Genomic DNA, 17,204 nt, shown 5'->3' on the forward strand with positions numbered 1-17,204 from the left:
CAGTCCTCCCATCAGGCAAGAACGCCCCCGTCTTCCGGTCTCTCCCGAACTGGGCGAGCCAGTGGTGCAGTTACCAGTGGCTGACGGCAGGGCACTTGTCCTCGGGTTGCTTTGTCTCCTCGGCGTCCGAACACAGGACCCGCGGGTACCTCGTCGCACCCGTTCTTCTCTCAAGCGGGTCACGACAGGGCCGTGGGGCGGCGTGGCGGCGGGATGCGGTCCAGCAGATCCCACAGCGGCCGTGATCCTGCGGCCCATTCGCCAAGTACGCGGCGGTCGACGAGGTGGATACGGTGCTCTCTGCCCCACGGGATGGCCTTCGACGAGAAGCGGCCGTTGGTGAGCACGACGGCGATGTCCGCCCCGTGGATCTGCCGTGCGGTGCCATTGACCTGCTGCAGCACACCGACACCTACTGCCGAGCCGTTGTCCCCGTCCCGGCGGTGCTTGCACTGGATGGCCCAGATCCGGCCGACTGGGTCGATGGCCCGTACGTCGCAGGCGTTGTCGCCGGCGCCGCCGAGCCGCTCGGCCTCGCAGCCATCCCGGCGCATCAGGTTCCGTATGGCGAACTCGAACGCACGGTGATCCAGGGCGTCGATCTCGGCGATACGCAGCCGCAGGGCTCGGGCGCGAACTCGTTCCCACTCGGCGCGCTGCCGCACCTGCTGGAACCAAAGGCCGGCCGCGCCGGCGGCGATCAAGCCGGCGAGGATGAGGACCCACCAGTGCGCGAGGAGCCATTGCACGACGGCGGCGACCAGGCCGACCGCCACGACTGCGGCCACCAGCAGGGCCACCTGCTCGTCCTGCTTCCTGGGACGGCGGACCGGGCGACGCCGGTATCTGCGCCGTACCGGGCGGCGGCTCATCGGGCCCCGCCCCGCGGAGCGGGAACAGGAGCAGCGCTGCCGCCCCGAACGCGCACCTTCACCCGTGCCCCCATTAAGTAACTCCCCTTTTCTTCTGTGTCGTTGACGTATGGCCAGCAGGTTGTATGAGAGCACGAACCGCTGACACCAGGTAGGTGTGCGATCACTGGAAGTAATAGCCTTTCGGTCAGCCCAACTGCGGCGCCAAGGCATCCGCACGTAGGCGAGCTGCGCATTTCGTGACTCGACCGATGGGCTTCAGCCGTTTCGTGAGGGCATACCTGTGTCGGTCAGGTGGCCTTGCTCGATCGCGGACGATGGCCGGGTGACGCCTGGCCGCTCATCAGCTCGGCTGCGTCACTTCCGCTCACTCTGGGGACTCACCTGCCGCATTTCTTGCTAGCGTCGTTGCGTCGCCATGGAGGTCCAGTGCCGTCTTCTCATACCGCTACACCCCAAGTCGATCTACGAGTCAAGTCCGTCGACGACGTGCTCAACGAGGTTGAGCGTTCCTTCCAGACTTCGTTGGACCCGGGGACTCTGGTACGTAAACGACGCTCTCTCGGTGCGCGTACGGACCGTGGAACGTGGGTGCGGATCGAGCGGCGCCGGTTCGACAAGATCGGTGGCCAGGGCTGGAACGGAACCGAATGCGCTGCCCTGCTGGAAGGGGTTGCCGTACCCCAATGGCACCGGGGTGCGGCTTGGCGCGAGCCCGATGGCGCCGTGATGTGGCGGGCCGACGAGACGGACCTGCTGCCAGGAGCGCCGATCGGCAGCAGTGTGCTGGCCGACGATCCTCACCTGTCGCACGACTGGTGGCAAGCGCTGAACGCATCGCTGGACGCGCTGGCAGTCCAGCACACGAGGCGCGTGGCCACCCCGGACACCGTCACCATCACCCAGCGCGGTGTAACTGAGGCGATCAAACGGTTCCTTCCCGTCGGGATCGACACGGCTTTGAAGCAGTGGCGGCCGGCGCATGCCGACCTCAACTGGGCGAACATGACCGGACCACGGTTCTGCCTGTTCGACTGGGAGGACTGGGGCATGGCCCCTCAAGGTCTGGACGCGGCGTCATTGTGGGGGAACTCCCTCGCCGTCCCGGCGCTGGCCGAGCGAGTCCGCCGCGAACGACGCCACGACCTGGAGAGCCGGGACGGTAAGCTGATCACCTTGTTCGTCTGCGCGAAGATCCTGGCCCCGGACGCCCACCCCGAGGATCCTCGCCTCGAACCGGCGCGCGACATGGCGGCACGAGTCGCGGACGACCTTCAGAGCGGCTGACGGCTCGCTCGCTCGCGGAGAAGCCGCCGGTACGTTCCAAGGCTCCTTTCGTCGGCTTCGTATCGCAGGGCGCTGAACAGTTCCCGCAGGTGAGAGGGGTTATCCGTGCCGACGGCGACCCTTCCCACTCGCGGCAGCCAATACGTGGTGCGGAACGCGGCCTGCAGTGCTGAGAGGCCGTCATCAGGGTCCTGGATGAACACCTGTGGGTCGAGCTTGCCCCACAGGGGGTCCGTGGCCCTGCCGCCGAACGGGCTCATACCCCAGAACTGGTCCGTGCCGAGGTCCCACCGGGCCGCGAGGGTTTCCGAGGCTTCCAGGACGTCGATCCCGGCGAGGAGGCCCGCGCGGACCATGAGCACGTCGGGCCTGGGCATGGTGCCGGCGGTGAGTTCCGGCAACCGGCGGGGGTCCCAGGAGGAGATGCCCCAGGCTCCGCACAGCCCCGCCGCCGCCCCCGCCTCCAGGGCCGCGCACGCCGTGCCCAGAACATCGCGCGCGGCGTCCGGCGGGCCGGTGAGAGACCGCTCGGGATTGTGCAGGAACACCAGGTCCGGAGCGCGTCCCAGCTCGCGGTTCGACTGTTGCATGGCTTCCCTGAGACGGCCGGGGTCGAGGGAGTGCTCGGCCGGTCCGGCGGCGGGGAAGAAGCCGACTTTGGTGGAGAGTGTGAAGCGGGGAAGGAGATCTCTTCCGATCTCCGCCAAGGCGGAGTGGGCTGAGAAACCCCGGTAGTTGAAGCTGGTGTCTATCGCGTCGATCCCGAGTTCCAGCGCGCTCGTCAGGATCCGGCGCTCGTAACGAGATCGGTGTAGCCCGAGGACAATTCGGGGGTCAGGCTCGCGCACAGCTCCTCCTCCACCAGGATCGTCGCCAGTGCCTCCACCTCGGCGCCCACCGTGCGGGCGGCCACGTCCAGCCGCACAGGGTGGCCGCTCAGAAGCAAGCGGAGCCCCGGCAGCGCCCTGGCCGTGAACGTGAGCCTCTTGCCCGCAGCCACCACGACAACGTTCTCCCCGACCTCGCTGATCAGGGGTGGGAACTCGCTGACGCACACCACGGCCTCCAAAGGGCCGAAGATGTCCAGGAAGGGAACATGCCTACCGGGAGGAGCTTCCTGCTCTCGTCGCCCGAGGAACTCCGCCGGATCCCCCGCGTCGATGAGGCGGGAGGCTGCGGTGGCCAGCAAAGAGTGCTGGGCCTGTTGTTCTTCGGGGCCGCCCCATCGGTCGAGGTCGTGGCGGAACACCTCCTCCTGGCGGGACCAGTCGGCGAGCCAGGTCAGCCAGCTCACCGCGGTTCGTTTGGCGAACCCGAAGGTCACATGGGTGCTGTGGCCACCGCCCCGGCCCACGCGGGTGGCCGCGTGCCAGTAGCCGCGGGGGATGTGCATCACGTCGCCGGCCCTCATGGTGCCGGTCCACACGATCTCTTCGCTGGGGGTGTTGTTCCTTTCGGCGTCGCGGAACATGGGCACAGGCCGGGAGGCGCCGCGTACTTCCCACTGCTTCTGACCGGCCAGCTGCACGATGAGGACGTCGTGGTCGTCCCAGTGCAGGTCGAAGCCTGAGGCGTCGTTCGTGGTCAGGTAGACGTTCGCTTGGACGTGCTCCCGCGACCACCACTGCATGGCCCGGCAGGCCGCTTCCATCGTGGGATCGAAGACGTTGGACTGGTCCAGGACGAGCGTCGCACCCTCGCGCAGCAGGCTGCCCAAGCGGCGCATGTCCGCCATCGGTATCGCCTGCCCCCGGGGTGTGACCTGACGGTCGAGGTACGCGTCAGGGTGTAGCTCCTCACCACCTTTGAAGAGGCGGAACTGGGGGTTGGCGAGGCTCCGGCGCATGACCATGTCGAGCACACGCGGAGGCGTGAGCAGCCGTGCCAGGACGTCGGGGTCCTTGATGCTTCCCCTCGCGAACTCCTTACCGAGGGGGCCTGGGCCATCCCATCCGAGTGCCTCTTCGACGGCATGAACCAATCGGTGCTCCATGAGCTGTTCCCTTCCTTGTGCCAGATGGGACTTGGGAGGCGGAGGGGCCGCGTGCGCGGCCCCTCCGCCAGCGGACTGGCGCCTACGCCGCGTGGTTCAGCCCGTCACCGCCGGGCCAGGGTCCGTCGCCCGAGCCGCCCTGTCCCGGGTCGGAGGCGTTGCTGTCGTGGCGGTCGTGGACGCTCGCGAGGACTTCCACGGCGACCACCAGGCCCTCCTCAACGGAGGGTGTCTTGTCTCCCACTTCGTGCTCCTTCCTCTACCGATCTCCCGCCGGTGCGGCGGGGAGTCTGTGGCGTGCGGAGGTGCTGTCATTGCGGTTGGGGGCCGCCCCCGTGGCCGCAGGGGGTACGCACGGGGCGGGATTGAAGGCCCGGCTCGTCTACCGGAGGCGCGCTCAGCGACGGCGCAGGAAGCCGCCCGGCGCCCGGTGCTTGCCTCCACGCCGTCCAGCGGACGACTCTGTTTCGGAGGGGACACCGGGTTTCACGGACCGAGCCGGTTCATCGTGGAGAAGGATGGATTGCCAGACTTGGTCCTGCAGTTCGCGGATGCAGGGGCCACAGGCGTACATAGGCGCCTGGGCACCGGCCACGCGCACAGGACCGATCCACAGAACACGGGTCCACTCCTGACCGCAGTAGAGCCAGCAGTACCCGTCAACCCATCTGTTGCCGTCGTCGGTGTCGGCCGGTGCGGGCAGGCCGCCTCGGGCGAATTCCGCGATCCCCGGTATCAACCGGGGCGTCATGGCCAGTTCAATATGCACAGCTCGGCTCTCAAGGTCACTCGCCGTGGACGGCTACCCGGGCCTGCTCCTTCTCGTGGGCGTCGGCAAAAAGGAGGGTGGGCTCCGCCAGGATGTCGCGGCCGGATTCGCTCTTGTAGATCTCGTCGACGCTGCCGAACCGGGCTTCCGCGTAGTCGAGGTCGAGTAGAGCCGCCGCCTGCCGGACCGACGCCTCGTCCGGCCCCTCGATCTCCACGAAGGTGGGGAGATCCGGCCAGGTGTCGAAGTCGAAAACGGCCTCGCCAAGGCGCCATTCCTCGCGGTAGTTCTCCTGGTAGCGGACCTCGCGCAGGCCGAGTTTGCGGAGGATCTCGGCCATGGCCAGCAGGTCAGAGACCTCGGTCTCGATCTCGGTGGTGCCGTCGATGGTGGTGGGGTCGGTGACCTGCTTCAACGTGAGCGTGGAGCGAGTGGCCTCATCCCTGAGCCGAACCCAGGCACCACCTTCAAGAGCGTCGTTCTCGAAGATCTTGCGGGTGAGGAGGGTGCGCGGGAAAGCGCGCATCGCGCCGAGGGCGGTCAGTCTGGCCTGGAGGTCGTCCACGTCGACGGCGAGGAACTTCGCCTCGTACTCGTGCTTCATGAGTCCTTCTTCCCTGTGTTTCTCTGGGATGGGGTGGACGCACGGGCGGCAAGGAGAAGGCCCATGCGATGGGTGTGGTCCTGCGGCTGCCCGACGTGGGCCCGCTCAGTGAACTCGTTGGTCCGCAGGGTGAGCAGGACGTTCCAGTCGTCGATGAAGTAGCGCCGGAGCTTCTCAGGTGACGTGTAGTGCTCAAGCGTGTGATGGCGCTGCTCGATGGGCATCATGAACTCCGCGCCGAACAGGCCACCAGGCCGGACCATGCGCTGCATGCGGTCGATGAACTCACCAAGCGGACGGTGGTGGTTGGCACTGTAATGCCATGAGCAGCTCGTCCAGACCGCGTCACTGGTTGTGCCCAAGGGCTCGGATGCGAGGAAGTCCTCCTCTACGATCCGCACCCGGTCATGGAGTCCTTCGAGCTTCAGTCGCTCGATCAGCCCCGTCCTATGGCCGGTTTCGTCACCCGGAAGTTGGACCTCGCCGCCGTGAAGGGGGATCGGATCGCGTTCGATGGCGACGACGCGATAGCCGGCGGAGGCCAGCGGCAGGACGAGCCTGCCGTCGCTCGCGCCGATGACCGTAACGGTGGAGTCAGGCTCTGCATTCTCCTTCAGCACGGCGAGGAATTGAGGGAAGAAGGTGAGGGTGTGCTGCCACATGCTCATGGTCCGCACTGCGCTGCTCCCCCTTGGGCGTTGATGGCGAGGACTGCCTCGATCACCTCGCCGGGCTTGAGTCCCGTGGTGTTCACTCGGTGCATTGGGAACGAGGCGTAGACGGCGGCGATGTGACCGGCGGCGATCTCGGCGAGTACGTCCCAGCGGGATACGGGCTTCTCCCGCAGGGCGAGGCGGCGCTGGCGCTCATCCTCCGCGCAAACCAGCTGATAACTGATGGGGAGCGGTAGATCGGACGGCAGGGTCACCCCGAGGCCAGTCCCGAATGCCCGGTGGTTGGCCAGGCAGCGGGGGAAGTAGCTCTCCACGACGACCGGGGTGCCGGCGGACAGGTATCGCTGAATATGGTCAGCCGCACTGAACAACGCCGAGAGATAGAAGGACATCCGGGCGTCGACATTCCCCTTGAGGTCCACCTCGTGCCGCAGCGCTTGATAGACCGGCGGCACTGTGGGGACCAGCACAGCACCGCGGGCTGCCGCGAGCATGGGCGCCAGGGTCGACTTACCAGTGCCACGGAGTCCTTCGAGGCTCTCGAACGGTACCTGGTCAGACACGGGCATACACCACATCCGGTACCGCGAGAGCCAGTTCGTCGATGGCGGACGGTCGGTAGGTGATGCAATCCGCGAACTTGTCGTACCAGAAGGCGTGTGAGTCCCGGCCAACCGCTTTGCACGACATGGTGAGGGCGCCGCGCGGATCGGCCTCGATCCGCTCAATCCGCGTCGGGTCGACCGAAGAAGCAGAGATCCCCGGGGCGCCCTGCTCCGACAAGTCCTCGTCGACGATCACTTCGATGGTCAGGTCGGCGGTCTTAAGTTGTTCGCGAAAGCGGCGGTAGGCGGCGGCATCGGCGACGAAGAGCTCGGGGTGATCTGCCGCGTTGCCGACCGGCCGCAGGCTGTGAAGTTTCAACTGCTCGACCCCATAATGCTGCAGGATGCGTGCCAGAGGCAGCACCTCGTCGATGTTGCGAGCGGTGACCGTCAGGGTCGCACCGGTGCGGACACCGAGCCCCCGGGCGATGTCAAGCGCACCCAGCGCACTCTGGTAGCTCCCGAACTTGCGAACGTGATCATTGGTCGAGCCGATGCCTTCCAGCGATACGCGCAGCAGGTCCAGATCGGGGGCGATCTCGGTGAGCCGCCGCTCGATCCGGTAGCCGTTGGTGCAGATGTCGACCCGCATGCCCGGTTCCCGCTTGGCGTACCGGACGACCCGCGCGAGGTCCCTGTAGACGAAGGGCTCGCCGCCCAGCAGAGTGACAGCCTCAGTGCCGTATTGCTCACGCATGAGTGTGAGGAGGTTGATCGCCTCTTCCATAGTGAAGCCGTCGGCGTGCTGGAGCCTCTTGCCATGGAAGCAGTGCAGACACTCGAAGTTGCAGCGGTACAACAGCTGCAGGTACAACATCCGGATCCTGCGGATCCCGGTGACTTCCCCGATCACGTGGGTCTCCTTGGAGCATTTTCCTGGTGGGAGACCTGATGCTCGCGGAATGAGGGAGGACCGCATCACCGCGTATCCGGACGCTACGGGGACGTCCTGGGACGTTTTCAGTGCGCCGAGAAAGTCTCCAGGATCCCGAGAACACACGCGGTGTCCGTCAGGTCCGGCAGTACGACCTGAGCGCCGGCGGCGGCCAGCTCCTCAGCACCGTAGACGCCAGAGGCGACCGCAATGATCCCGGAGTTCGTGGCGAGCGCGGCCTCAACATCCCTCGGGGTATCCCCTACAAGCACGACAGGCACGTCCGCCCGGACGCCCTGGAGGCGTTGGGCCCGCTCCCGAGCGATAGCCACCAAGTCCGGCCGTTGGACAGCGTCAGCCCCATAAGCGCCAACCGACAGATCCAGTAGGGAATCAAGGCCGAAGGCCGACACCTTCACGCGAGCGTTGGCCGCGATATTCCCCGTGAGAACCGAGGACACCCAGCCATCACGTGCCGATGCTTCCTTCAGGACGTCACGCACACCGGAGAGGGCGGTCCCGCGACGGCTGAGCTCGTGGAGGCGCTCCTCTCCCGCGTCGGCGAGAGCGGCCTCGACTGCGGCCCAGTCCGGCTCGGCCAGACCGTTCCGCTGGAACATGTCGCGCATGATCAGACGATCCGTGCGGCCCTCGGTCCGCGCCGGTTCGGCCGGACCGGTTCCCGCCAGCGCTGTGAAGGCAGCCGCGTAGATCTCCTTGCTGACCCCGGCGTTCTCGATGAGTGTGTGGTCGATGTCCCACAGGACGATGAGCTCCATACCACCAGCGTAAATACCCTGTTCGACGCTTCGGCTTCGAAGGAACGTCCCCTAACGTCCTTGCCCGTTCGTGTCGGCCTCAGCTTGTATGGCTGCTGTGAACGAGCGACTGCACTCCGTGCTTGCCCAGCGTGGCGTCTCGCCAGAGTCACTCGCTGAAGTGTGCGAGGTGGACCCCAAGACCGTCGGTCGCTGGCTCGGTGGACGCGTTCCTCATCCGCGTCACCGATTCCGCGCCGCCCAGCACTTCCGGGTTGAGGAGCTGTTCCTGTGGCCGGCCCCGGTGCCGAGTGCCGGACAGCCCACGCCGGGGTCGGGCTTGGAGCTGGTCGGGACCTACCAGAACCGGGCCAGTGTTCCGCGGGACATGTGGCTCTCACTGCTGAAGGAATCCCAGAAGCAGATCAGTGTCCTCGTCTTCTCCGGCACGTTCTTCGCCCAGTCCAACCCCCACGTCGCCAGGATGCTTGCCGAGCGGGCGGCGAACGGAGTACGAGTACGGCTCTGCTTCGGCGAATCGAGCGGCCGAGCTGTGGCCGTCCGCGGCCTCGAAGAGGGCATCGGCGACACTCTCGCCGCCAAGATCCGCGCCTCCCTGACCTACTACCGGCCCTTATTGTCCGAGGCGGGCTGTGAGGTCAGGCTGCACGACACCACGCTCTACAGCTCCCTCTTCCGCTACGACGACGACCTACTCGTGAACCCGCATGTCTGGGGTCAACCGGCCAGCGCCAACCCTCTGTTCCATCTCAAGCGAGTTGACGCTGCAGGGTGGTTCGACAACTACGCTGGAAGTTTCGAATCTGTCTGGGCCACCGCGCGGCCCTGGACGCCACACCAGGAGGGGCCCTCATCACATGGGCAGGACTGAGTACTACAACGACCCCGACGCCCCCCAGGCGAACACGCTTATCCCGGCCAACAACCTGCTCGTCGTCGACGACAGCGGCGCCATCCTGCTCCAGCGTCGTCGCGACACAGGGCAGTGGGCCCTGCCTGGGGGCGCCCAGGACATCGGTGAGACGGCGGCACAGTGCGCGGTTCGCGAATGCCTCGAAGAAACCGGCATCACCGCCGAAATCACCGGCTTCCTCGGTGTCTACACGAACCCCAACCACATCGTCGCCTACTCCGACGGTGAGATCCGCCAGCAGTACGAGAACACGTACATCGGCCGCCCGGTAGGCGGCGAGCCCACCATCAACGACGAAGCCGACGGCGTCCGTTACATCCAGCCATCCGACTTGGACCAGTACGACATCCACCCCAGCATGCGCCAGCAGATCGGCGACTACCTCGCCGGCACCTACCCCTACCTGGGCTGAGCCGCCAACGCCGATTCCACCCGCCCAACAGCGGCAAGGATCTCCGGCGCCGCCCGGCGGATGAATCGCCCCACCAGGCTGTCCGCGCCATAACGGGCGGTGATCTCGGCCAGCCGAGCCTCGACAGAGGTGACTTCGCCGTCGGGTGTGGTCGTCATATCGCAGTAAATGAGCGCGTCCACAAGCCGCTGGTCGCCGAGCAGCGGGAACTCGGCCTCCAGCACCTTCCGCAAACCGCGCTCATCAGCCTCCAGCAACGCCAGCGAATGGTTCGCCACCAGCCGAACCAACCGTTCGTCGGCCTTGTGCTCATCCCGGAGGAACCGGGCGCCATCCAGCGGATGAAATCCGGTGACGGCCAGCCGCGGCGCGTAGCCCACATCGTGCAACACAGCCGCGGAGGCCAACAGTTCCCCGTCGTCGCCCAAGATCCCAGCCACTTCGGCCGCGCGCCGTGCGACCCCTTGCGAGTGCGCCCATCGACGAGGAAGCGGCTCACTCAACTCCGCCTCGGCCACTGCGCCCGCCCACTTCACCATTACTCCGTTCATGGGTTGGTACGTGCCCAGGTGCCGCCCGGCACAGTCTCAGCCGTACAGAGTTCGGGGACGCCAGCCTCCGCACACTCGCCGCCGGGGAGGAAGAGGACTCGGGCATGGAAGATCACCAATCGCTCCGGCATGCGGTCGCGGATGGCGCTCGCGCCGCCGGGACTTTGGTATTCCCAGCGCCAGCGGTCCCATACCTCGACCTCGGCGGTGTGGTCAGGCCAGTCTTCGCTCCATCGTGTTCGGATTCAGGGGCTCGCCGGTGGGCGACGCGAACACGTCCCCGCATCTGTCCACAGGTCGCGGGCGAGCACGCTCCGGGCCCTGTTCCCACTTGACCTGCCGTTCTCGCGCCGGGTGTTGATCTTCTGGGGGTAGAAGGCGGGTTCGCGGCCGCACCGGTCGCCGCGCCGTGCTTGTAACGGGGCCGCAGCCGACCACGACGACGCGGATGACGCCGAGCTCAAAGTCGATGTCGTCCCACCGCATGCCAAGGACCTCCCCCTGCCGCAGCCCCAAGGCCAGGGCGATCTGGATCGTCAGGCCGTACGTCCTCTAGTCCTGCTCCTGGCGAGAACGGTGCGCCTCCGCCAGGACGACCAGGGGCAACACGGCGATCGGCAAGCCTTGGGGAGCGACGGATGCCTGCTCGTCCGCCCACCACACCGCCTCGCCTGGCCTGCCGTGATGGCGTGGGAAGAGGTAGGTGACAACCTCGTGGTGCGCCTCGCGGTTCCACGGGTCGCGCTGCTTGATCTCCTTCCACACACGATCGAGCGTGTTCCGGTCGGGGGCATGGGTCCGCAGCAGCGCGAGCATCACCACCAGGGGCGCCACGTCCTCCGGCCATGTCTTCAGGGCGGTGCGGCTGGTGCCCCAGGCTTCTTCCATCAGAGCCCGGCCGCTCACCGCCCCGGCGATCATCGCCCGTAGGGCCTGCACGTTCGCCAGGAGGGCGAGCGCGTGCGGGGAGCGGGGCTCAGCTCTCGCCCAGGTGTCGGCGAACCGGAGCCGTGCCCCGGCCTCGGCGAGAACCTGCAGGCGGAAGATCCGGCGGTCCCAGTCGGTGCCCGTCGCGATCAGCAGATCCCGGGCCCCCTCCCACCTGCCCATCGCCGCGTCCTCCACTACCGGCCGCAACGCCACGTCGTCGCGAGCCGGGTGCCAGTCGAGTGAGGCACTGCGGCCGTGGCCGGTTCGTGCCCTCACTCGGGCCGCCAGGACATCCGCGGGTTGTCGATCACGAACCCAAGGGACACGTACAGCGGCTCGCCCTCCGAACTGGACGCGAGGGTGACGCGCTTGCAGCCGCGTAGGTCCATCCAGTCCCTGAGCGCTGTCACCACCGCTCGCGCGTAGCCGCGTCTGCGGAACTCCGGGTCGGTGGCAACAGTGCTGATGTCGCCGTTGAAGGGCTTGTCGCTGCCGGGGCCTGGAAGCCTGGGCAGGAGAAACCCCATCGCACAAGCCGCCACGCGGCCTGGAGCGGCATCCACCACGAACGCGGCAAACGTTTCCGGGTCCTGGTCACGGAGCATGGAGGCGAATGCCTTCCGGCACTCCTCCATCCACGGTCCGTCCGGCACATCTCTCGGCCTGCTCCATGGCACCTCCGGGCAGGTCAGCGCCAGCTGACGCATTCGGACCAGCTCCCTAGCGTCGGCGACCGTCGCCCGTCGTACAAGCGCGCTCACTGAAAGCCCTCCCGTTGACACGTACGTTCTTGATTGCGGCGACGCTCGTGAGGTCCGTATCCTGCTCGGCAACGCGATGACGGAGACGAGTAGCCACGGATCACGCGAGCAGAGAGAGCCGCCGGAAGCTGGGAAGGCGGCCTCGCGTCCCGAGGCGAAGACCCTCCTGAGCGCGGGGAGGAACGACCACGTCGTGGTCCCATGCCCCGCCGGCCGGCCCCCGTCACCGGGCCCGAATGAGGCCGCCACCTGGTGGCGGCGAAAGTGCGGTGGTACCGCGAGTTCCCTTCTCGCCCGCACTCCCAAGGGATCATGACGATGTCCTTCGGAGGACCGCAATGATCCAAAGCCGCGTACACGTCTCCGACCTGCGAGAACACGTCGGCCGTACCGTCACCGTCTGCGGATGGGTGAACACCCTCCGCCTGCAGCGCAAGATGCAGTTCGTCATCGTGCGAGACAGCACTGGCATGGTGCAGGTGACCCACAAGCGCGACGAGGGGCCGCTGGAGGCCCAGCTCGAAGCCCTCACTCCCGAGTCCGCCGTACGGATCACCGGCCGTGTCGTGGACGCCGCCCAGGTCAAACTCGGCGGCTTGGAGATCGTCCCCGAGCAGGTGGAGGTCCTCAACCAGGCCGCGACGCCGTTGCCGATCGACGAGCACACTGGCCTGGAACAGCGTCTCGACTGGCGTTTCCTGGACGTACGGCGCCGGCCCGGCACCCAGCTGATGTTCGCCGTGCAGACCACCCTGGAGCAGGGGATGCGCGAGTACGCCTACGCTCAGGGCGCCACCGAGATGCACACGCCCAAACTCATGGGCACCGCCTCGGAGTCCGGCGCCGAGGTCTTCAAGCTCGGCTACTTCGACCGCTCCGCCTACCTGGCGCAGTCCCCGCAGTTCTACAAGCAGATGGCGATCTCGGCCGGCATCGACAAGGTCTTCGAGATCGGCCCGGTCTTCCGCGCCGAGCCGTCGTTCACCTCCCGGCACGCCACCGAGTTCACCGGCGTCGACGTGGAGCTGGCCTGGATCGACGGCGTCGAGGACGTGATGGCGTTCGAGGAACAGATGCTCGCCCACGCCATCGGCAAGGTCGCCGACGCGTACGGTGAGGCGATCGCCGAGCACTTCGGCGGCGTCGAGGTCACCGTGCCCACCACCCCCTTCCCGCGCATCACCATGGCCGAGGCGCACGAAATCCTGCGCAAGGGCGGCTGGGACCCGCAAGGGGTCAAGGAGGACCTGGACCCGGAGGGTGAGCGGAGTATCTCGGCTCACATCAAGCAGGCCACCGGGCACGAGTTCGTGTTCATCACGCACTACCCGGTCGGCATCCGGCCCTTCTACCACATGCGGCCGGCTGACGACCCGAGCGTGACCTTGAGCTTCGACCTGCTGTGGAGGGGACTGGAGGTGACCACCGGCGCCCAGCGTGAGCACCGTTACGACGTGCTGCTGAAGCAGGCCGTCGAGAAGGGCATGAGCACCGAGCCGCTGCAGGACTACATGAACGCGTTCCGCTACGGGTGCCCGCCGCACGGTGGGCTCGGCATGGGGCTCGGCCGGGTGCTGATGGTGATGCTCGGGCTGGACTCGATCCGCGAGGCCACGTTCCTCTTCCGCGGCCCGAACCGGCTCACGCCATAACCAGTGGGGGTTTGCGGCCCACGGCACGGGCGAACGCCTCGTGCCGTGGGCCGCGGTCTCAGAAGCGGACATTGCGCAGGTCATGCGTCCACGCCTCACCCGGGTTCTTGTCCCAATAGGACCGCAGGGCCAACTCCCGCTCGGAGAAGCGGCCTTGGTGGCATAGGCCCCCGTGGGAGAGGGTGACGCTCATGGCGAGCGCCGACCCGGTGGTGACCCAGTGGGGCGTCAGCGCATGGCTCCAGAGCTGGTCGCCGGGCTGCATGGTGACGGACTGCCGGTCGGCCGGGTCATGGGCGGGCGGATGCTCGCCGGTGGTCTCGCCGATGACCGCCGCCTCGGCCGAGAGGTGCTGGTCGGGGTCGAGGTAGCTGTGGAAGGTCTTGGTGCCATGGACCTGCCAGACCAGACCGTGCGAGTTGTCGTTGTGGTAGGTCGAGGCGGCACCCTCGGTGGACAGGAACAAGATCGGCGCCAGCCGCTGCCAGGTGAATCCCCGGGCGGACAGATGGGTGCGCCAGGGGATCATGACCTCGTCCTGGAAGCCGTGCAGGAGGTCGTCGTAGAAGCGGCTGAGGTTGAAGTGCACCAGCCGGAACGGCCAGGTGACGACCTCCTCGATCGGCGCCGTACGGAAGGCGGCCGTGCGGTCCATGCGCACTTGCCAGTCGTCGTCCCCGAGGATCGTGAACCGGGCCTCTTCGTCCTCGCGGAGGTGATCGAGGACGAGCCGTACGGCCATCTCGGACCTCAACATTGTGGTTGTCCTGCACGGAGACCCGGCGCCCTATCGGGCGAGCTTCCGGCACGGTGACTGGCCGGTCGAGTTGTTCGTACACACCGACGAGACGTGGCACGCCTTCGTCGAGCGGGAAGTGAGCAGACACCGGTCACCACTGTTGTGGATGTGCGCGGCCGGGAAGCTGCTCTTCGACGTCGACGAGTCGGTGCGAGTCTCACCGACGAAGCCCGCAGACGGGCCGCCGCGGGGCCGCCCGCGCTGTCGGCCGAGGAACTCGACGACCGGCGCTACACGATCACCGACCTTCTAGACGACCTCTCGGCGACCGCCGACCGAGGCGAGCGACTGTTCATCGCCATCGAACTCGCCCGCCGAACCGGCGAACTGGCCCTGGCCGTCGGCGGATCGTGGAACGGAGGCGGGAAGTGGCTGGCACGCCGCCTCGATTCCACAGCACCAGGTCTGGGAACCCGTCTGCACCACGCCCTCCATGAGGAACTGGAAGATCGGGTCGAGCCGCTCACCGATGTCGTGGAGGAGGTACTGGATCAGGCGGGCCGGCGGTTGTGGGAGGGCTACAAGCGCGGAGCCACAGCGTCCTGAGCAGCAGGAACAGCCACCAGGGCCCACATCCTTCGGTGAGCTCGGCGTAGCGGAGGATGTCGGCGCCCGGACGAGGCCATCCTGTGGACGCGAACAGCGTGGTGCCGATTCACCCTCACTATGTGGGTGCATCGGCACCGCGTCTGGCCTCAAACGTCGATACGGGCGACCTTGCGGCCCACCTTGAGGTACAGCCCGGCCCCGTCAAGCGCCCCGGCCTCGCTCACGACCGCGCCAAGGGTCTGCTGCACGGATACCTCCGTGAGCTGTGTGGTCTGCTGGTCTCCGTCTGACTCGCGGATCAGGCGAAGGTCGTTCTGCAGGGCTACCCGGCGCACGGCGGAGATGCTGGGAGCGAAGTCCAGTGTGCGGCTGATCAGCGTCCCGAGCGTGTCCTCGGCATGGTCATTCAGGGCGATGACGGGAAGGTTCAGCGTTTCGCCGAAGGAGCGCTTGGAGAAGCGAGCCGTGAACTCCGCGCGGGCGGTGGCAGCCGCGTCGAGGCCGTGAAGGGCAGCCACGACTTCGCTGGCGAGGATCCGCTTGACCGCCATCGGGTGGGCGGTTCCCTCGTCCAGGCGCTTGGTGATCACGTGGATCTCGTCGTCCGTCCACTCGGTGAGCAGCCGCAGGTACGACCCAGTGAGGTGGTCGGGGATAGACATCAGCCGGCCTTAGACGTCGTCGGGCGACGTCGACAGGCCCACATAGTTGCCTTTGCTCTTGCTCATCTTGGTGCCCGTGCCGTCGGTGCCCTCGATGAGCGGGGTGGTGATGACCACCTTGGGAGTCTGGTCCGAGATCTCCATGACCTTGCGGCATGCCCAGCTCGCCTTGGCCTACCACGGCGCGGCACTGGTACTGGGCAAGGTCGGGGAATCGGAACTGGCATGGATCGCAGCCGACCGTGGCCTCGCAGCCGCGCAGCAATGCGGCCAGAGCACGGTGACGGGCTCCCTCTTCCGGGCGGTCACTCACTGTCTGATGGCCACCGACCGCTTCACCGCGGCGATCCAACTCGTTAACGATGCGGCGACCGTCATGCAACCCGGCCTGGGCAGCGCAAACAAGGAATACCTCTCGGTCTACGGCACGCTCTTCCTCGCCGGCGCCATGGCAGCCGCCCGAGCAGAGGACCGGACGACGACGCAGACCTTCCTCCGAGAAGCCGACGAAGCCGCGCGGCGGCTGGGCGCCGACGCCAACCATCTGTGGACGGCCTTCGGCCCGACCAACGTTGCCATCCACTGTGTCGCCACCGCTGGCGAGCTCGGGGGCATCCAGATCGCGGCGGGCCTCGGGCAACGCATCGACACAAGCGGCTTGCCCGTAGAACGGCGAGTGAGACACAGCCTGGAAGTCGCCCGAGCGCTCAGCGCCTGGAACCGGACCGATGAAGCGCTGGCCACGCTACTGGAGGCCGAACGAGACGCCCCCGAACAAGTGCGGCACCACTACCTGAGCCGGGAACTGACTGTCGGCTGGATCCGCGGCACCCGAGGCCAGCCATCCCAATCCGTGGCAGACCTGGCCCGCCGACTCGGCGTCATCGGTGGTTAGAGTCCGTCCGGTGAGCGAGAACGAGCACGAGCACGAAGCGAAGATGGCCCATCCACGCATGGCAGCCGGCGCCCTCTTCTTCGACGACGCCGACCGCGTCCTGCTCGTCGAACCCTCGTACAAGGACTACCGCGACATCCCCGGCGGATACGTCGAGCGTGGGGAGTCTCCCCGGCAAGCCTGCGTGCGCGAAGTCCACGAGGAGCTGGGCATCAAGCCCCGGATCAGCCGCCTGCTCGTCGTGGACTGGGCACCGAATCCGGGAGAGGGAGACAAGGTCCTCTATCTCTTCGACGGTGGCCGTCTCGGTGCGGAACAGCGCCAGCAGATCACCTTGCAGGCCGACGAGCTCCGCGGCTACGACTTCCACGACGCCGAGAAACTACCAGAGCTCACCATTCCACGCCTCGCACGCCGGATCACCGCCGGGATCCTGGCCCGCGAAGCCGGCCTGACCGCGTACCTGGAACAAGGGGTGTCGCCAGAAACAGGGGCTTGACCAGGGCCCGTCTGGCCTCAACGCGCGCGACATGCTCGCCTCGAAGCCGACTCGGCTCGTCGGTCTGATCAGGATGGCTGTGTTTCGACCTCGAAGGGCACAGCAGCACTCGACGTGGTCGGAC

At 67.1% G+C, this 17,204-nt stretch carries 22 protein-coding genes; 7 read left to right on the top strand and 15 right to left on the bottom strand.

The window, feature by feature from the left end; translation table 11 throughout:
- Positions 1-179: 179 nt before the first annotated feature.
- Positions 180-872, bottom strand: coding sequence for a restriction endonuclease (locus ACIQNU_RS15350; protein ID WP_401366035.1), 693 nt, complete (start codon positions 870-872; stop codon positions 180-182).
- A gap of 429 nt (positions 873-1,301) precedes the next feature.
- Here ACIQNU_RS15350 and ACIQNU_RS15355 point away from each other — a divergent pair, with 429 nt between their 5' ends.
- Positions 1,302-2,159, top strand: coding sequence for a hypothetical protein (locus tag ACIQNU_RS15355; protein ID WP_401366037.1), 858 nt, complete (start codon positions 1,302-1,304; stop codon positions 2,157-2,159).
- Here ACIQNU_RS15355 and ACIQNU_RS15360 read toward each other — a convergent pair.
- The 8 genes from ACIQNU_RS15360 to ACIQNU_RS15395 all read right to left on the bottom strand — a co-directional run bounded on the left by ACIQNU_RS15360 (position 2,147) and on the right by ACIQNU_RS15395 (position 8,457).
- Complete coding sequence (locus tag ACIQNU_RS15360) at positions 2,147-3,007, bottom strand: aldo/keto reductase (RefSeq protein WP_401366039.1); 861 nt, start codon at positions 3,005-3,007, stop codon at positions 2,147-2,149. The genes ACIQNU_RS15355 and ACIQNU_RS15360 overlap by 13 nt on opposite strands.
- A complete protein-coding gene (locus ACIQNU_RS15365) occupies positions 2,941-4,152 on the bottom strand; it encodes a JmjC domain-containing protein (RefSeq protein ID WP_401366041.1) in 1,212 nt (403 codons plus the stop codon). The genes ACIQNU_RS15360 and ACIQNU_RS15365 overlap by 67 nt, the downstream gene beginning before the upstream one ends.
- A gap of 82 nt (positions 4,153-4,234) precedes the next feature.
- Positions 4,235-4,396 (bottom strand): hypothetical protein, encoded by a 162-nt coding sequence (locus ACIQNU_RS15370; protein ID WP_401366043.1) that lies wholly within the window; start codon positions 4,394-4,396, stop codon positions 4,235-4,237.
- A gap of 541 nt (positions 4,397-4,937) precedes the next feature.
- The gene (locus ACIQNU_RS15375) at positions 4,938-5,525 is read right to left on the bottom strand and encodes a class IV adenylate cyclase (RefSeq protein WP_401366045.1); all 588 of its coding nucleotides are present in this window, start codon (positions 5,523-5,525) and stop codon (positions 4,938-4,940) included.
- Positions 5,522-6,202, bottom strand: a complete 681-nt coding sequence (locus ACIQNU_RS15380; RefSeq protein ID WP_401366047.1) for a class I SAM-dependent methyltransferase — start codon at positions 6,200-6,202, stop codon at positions 5,522-5,524. The genes ACIQNU_RS15375 and ACIQNU_RS15380 overlap by 4 nt, the downstream gene beginning before the upstream one ends.
- On the bottom strand, positions 6,190-6,693 hold the full coding sequence (locus tag ACIQNU_RS15385) for a hypothetical protein (protein WP_401366048.1): 504 nt from the start codon (positions 6,691-6,693) through the stop codon (positions 6,190-6,192). The genes ACIQNU_RS15380 and ACIQNU_RS15385 overlap by 13 nt, the downstream gene beginning before the upstream one ends.
- 61 nt (positions 6,694-6,754) lie before the next feature.
- Complete coding sequence (locus tag ACIQNU_RS15390) at positions 6,755-7,657, bottom strand: radical SAM protein (protein WP_401366050.1); 903 nt, start codon at positions 7,655-7,657, stop codon at positions 6,755-6,757.
- A gap of 107 nt (positions 7,658-7,764) precedes the next feature.
- Positions 7,765-8,457, bottom strand: coding sequence for a haloacid dehalogenase-like hydrolase (locus ACIQNU_RS15395; protein ID WP_401366052.1), 693 nt, complete (start codon positions 8,455-8,457; stop codon positions 7,765-7,767).
- 97 nt (positions 8,458-8,554) lie between these two features.
- On the opposite strand from ACIQNU_RS15395, the gene ACIQNU_RS15400 reads away from it, so the two are divergent.
- On the top strand, positions 8,555-9,328 hold the full coding sequence (locus ACIQNU_RS15400; RefSeq protein ID WP_401366054.1) for an XRE family transcriptional regulator: 774 nt from the start codon (positions 8,555-8,557) through the stop codon (positions 9,326-9,328).
- Positions 9,315-9,782 (top strand): NUDIX hydrolase, encoded by a 468-nt coding sequence (locus ACIQNU_RS15405; RefSeq protein ID WP_401366056.1) that lies wholly within the window; start codon positions 9,315-9,317, stop codon positions 9,780-9,782. Before ACIQNU_RS15400 ends, ACIQNU_RS15405 begins: the two co-directional genes overlap by 14 nt.
- Here ACIQNU_RS15405 and ACIQNU_RS15410 read toward each other — a convergent pair.
- The 3 genes from ACIQNU_RS15410 to ACIQNU_RS15420 form a co-directional block, all read right to left on the bottom strand.
- Complete coding sequence (locus tag ACIQNU_RS15410; protein ID WP_401366058.1) at positions 9,770-10,333, bottom strand: HD domain-containing protein; 564 nt, start codon at positions 10,331-10,333, stop codon at positions 9,770-9,772. The two genes, ACIQNU_RS15405 and ACIQNU_RS15410, sit on opposite strands and share 13 nt — an antisense overlap.
- 552 nt (positions 10,334-10,885) lie before the next feature.
- Entirely contained in the window at positions 10,886-11,443 is a 558-nt protein-coding gene (locus ACIQNU_RS15415; RefSeq protein ID WP_401366060.1) for a hypothetical protein, read from the bottom strand.
- A gap of 92 nt (positions 11,444-11,535) precedes the next feature.
- Positions 11,536-12,024: a GNAT family N-acetyltransferase gene (locus ACIQNU_RS15420; protein WP_401366062.1), complete on the bottom strand. Its 489-nt coding sequence runs from the start codon at positions 12,022-12,024 to the stop codon at positions 11,536-11,538.
- Positions 12,025-12,362: 338 nt separating this feature from the next.
- Here ACIQNU_RS15420 and aspS point away from each other — a divergent pair, with 338 nt between their 5' ends.
- Positions 12,363-13,676 (top strand): aspartate--tRNA(Asn) ligase, encoded by a 1,314-nt coding sequence (aspS, locus tag ACIQNU_RS15425; RefSeq protein WP_401366064.1) that lies wholly within the window; start codon positions 12,363-12,365, stop codon positions 13,674-13,676.
- A gap of 58 nt (positions 13,677-13,734) precedes the next feature.
- Here aspS and ACIQNU_RS15430 read toward each other — a convergent pair whose 3' ends face one another.
- Positions 13,735-14,433 (bottom strand): hypothetical protein, encoded by a 699-nt coding sequence (locus tag ACIQNU_RS15430; RefSeq protein ID WP_401366066.1) that lies wholly within the window; start codon positions 14,431-14,433, stop codon positions 13,735-13,737.
- A 150-nt stretch (positions 14,434-14,583) separates the two neighbouring features.
- Between ACIQNU_RS15430 and ACIQNU_RS15435 the strand changes: the two genes are divergently transcribed.
- Positions 14,584-15,021 carry a hypothetical protein gene (locus ACIQNU_RS15435; protein WP_401366068.1) on the top strand — a complete coding sequence of 146 codons (438 nt, stop codon included), beginning with the start codon at positions 14,584-14,586 and terminating at the stop codon, positions 15,019-15,021.
- 149 nt (positions 15,022-15,170) lie between these two features.
- Here ACIQNU_RS15435 and ACIQNU_RS15440 read toward each other — a convergent pair whose 3' ends face one another.
- A complete protein-coding gene (locus ACIQNU_RS15440; protein ID WP_401366070.1) occupies positions 15,171-15,686 on the bottom strand; it encodes a hypothetical protein in 516 nt (171 codons plus the stop codon).
- Positions 15,687-15,695: 9 nt separating this feature from the next.
- Positions 15,696-15,803, bottom strand: coding sequence for a hypothetical protein (locus ACIQNU_RS15445; protein WP_401366072.1), 108 nt, complete (start codon positions 15,801-15,803; stop codon positions 15,696-15,698).
- On the opposite strand from ACIQNU_RS15445, the gene ACIQNU_RS15450 reads away from it, so the two are divergent.
- Positions 15,796-16,581, top strand: a complete 786-nt coding sequence (locus ACIQNU_RS15450; RefSeq protein WP_401366074.1) for a hypothetical protein — start codon at positions 15,796-15,798, stop codon at positions 16,579-16,581. The genes ACIQNU_RS15445 and ACIQNU_RS15450 overlap by 8 nt on opposite strands.
- A gap of 43 nt (positions 16,582-16,624) precedes the next feature.
- Positions 16,625-17,080: an NUDIX domain-containing protein gene (locus tag ACIQNU_RS15455; protein ID WP_401366412.1), complete on the top strand. Its 456-nt coding sequence runs from the start codon at positions 16,625-16,627 to the stop codon at positions 17,078-17,080.
- The last annotated feature ends 124 nt before the right edge of the window (positions 17,081-17,204 follow it).

The sequence above is a fragment of the Streptomyces sp. NPDC091292 genome (assembly GCF_044757265.1).
Lineage (GTDB): Bacteria > Actinomycetota > Actinomycetes > Streptomycetales > Streptomycetaceae > Streptomyces.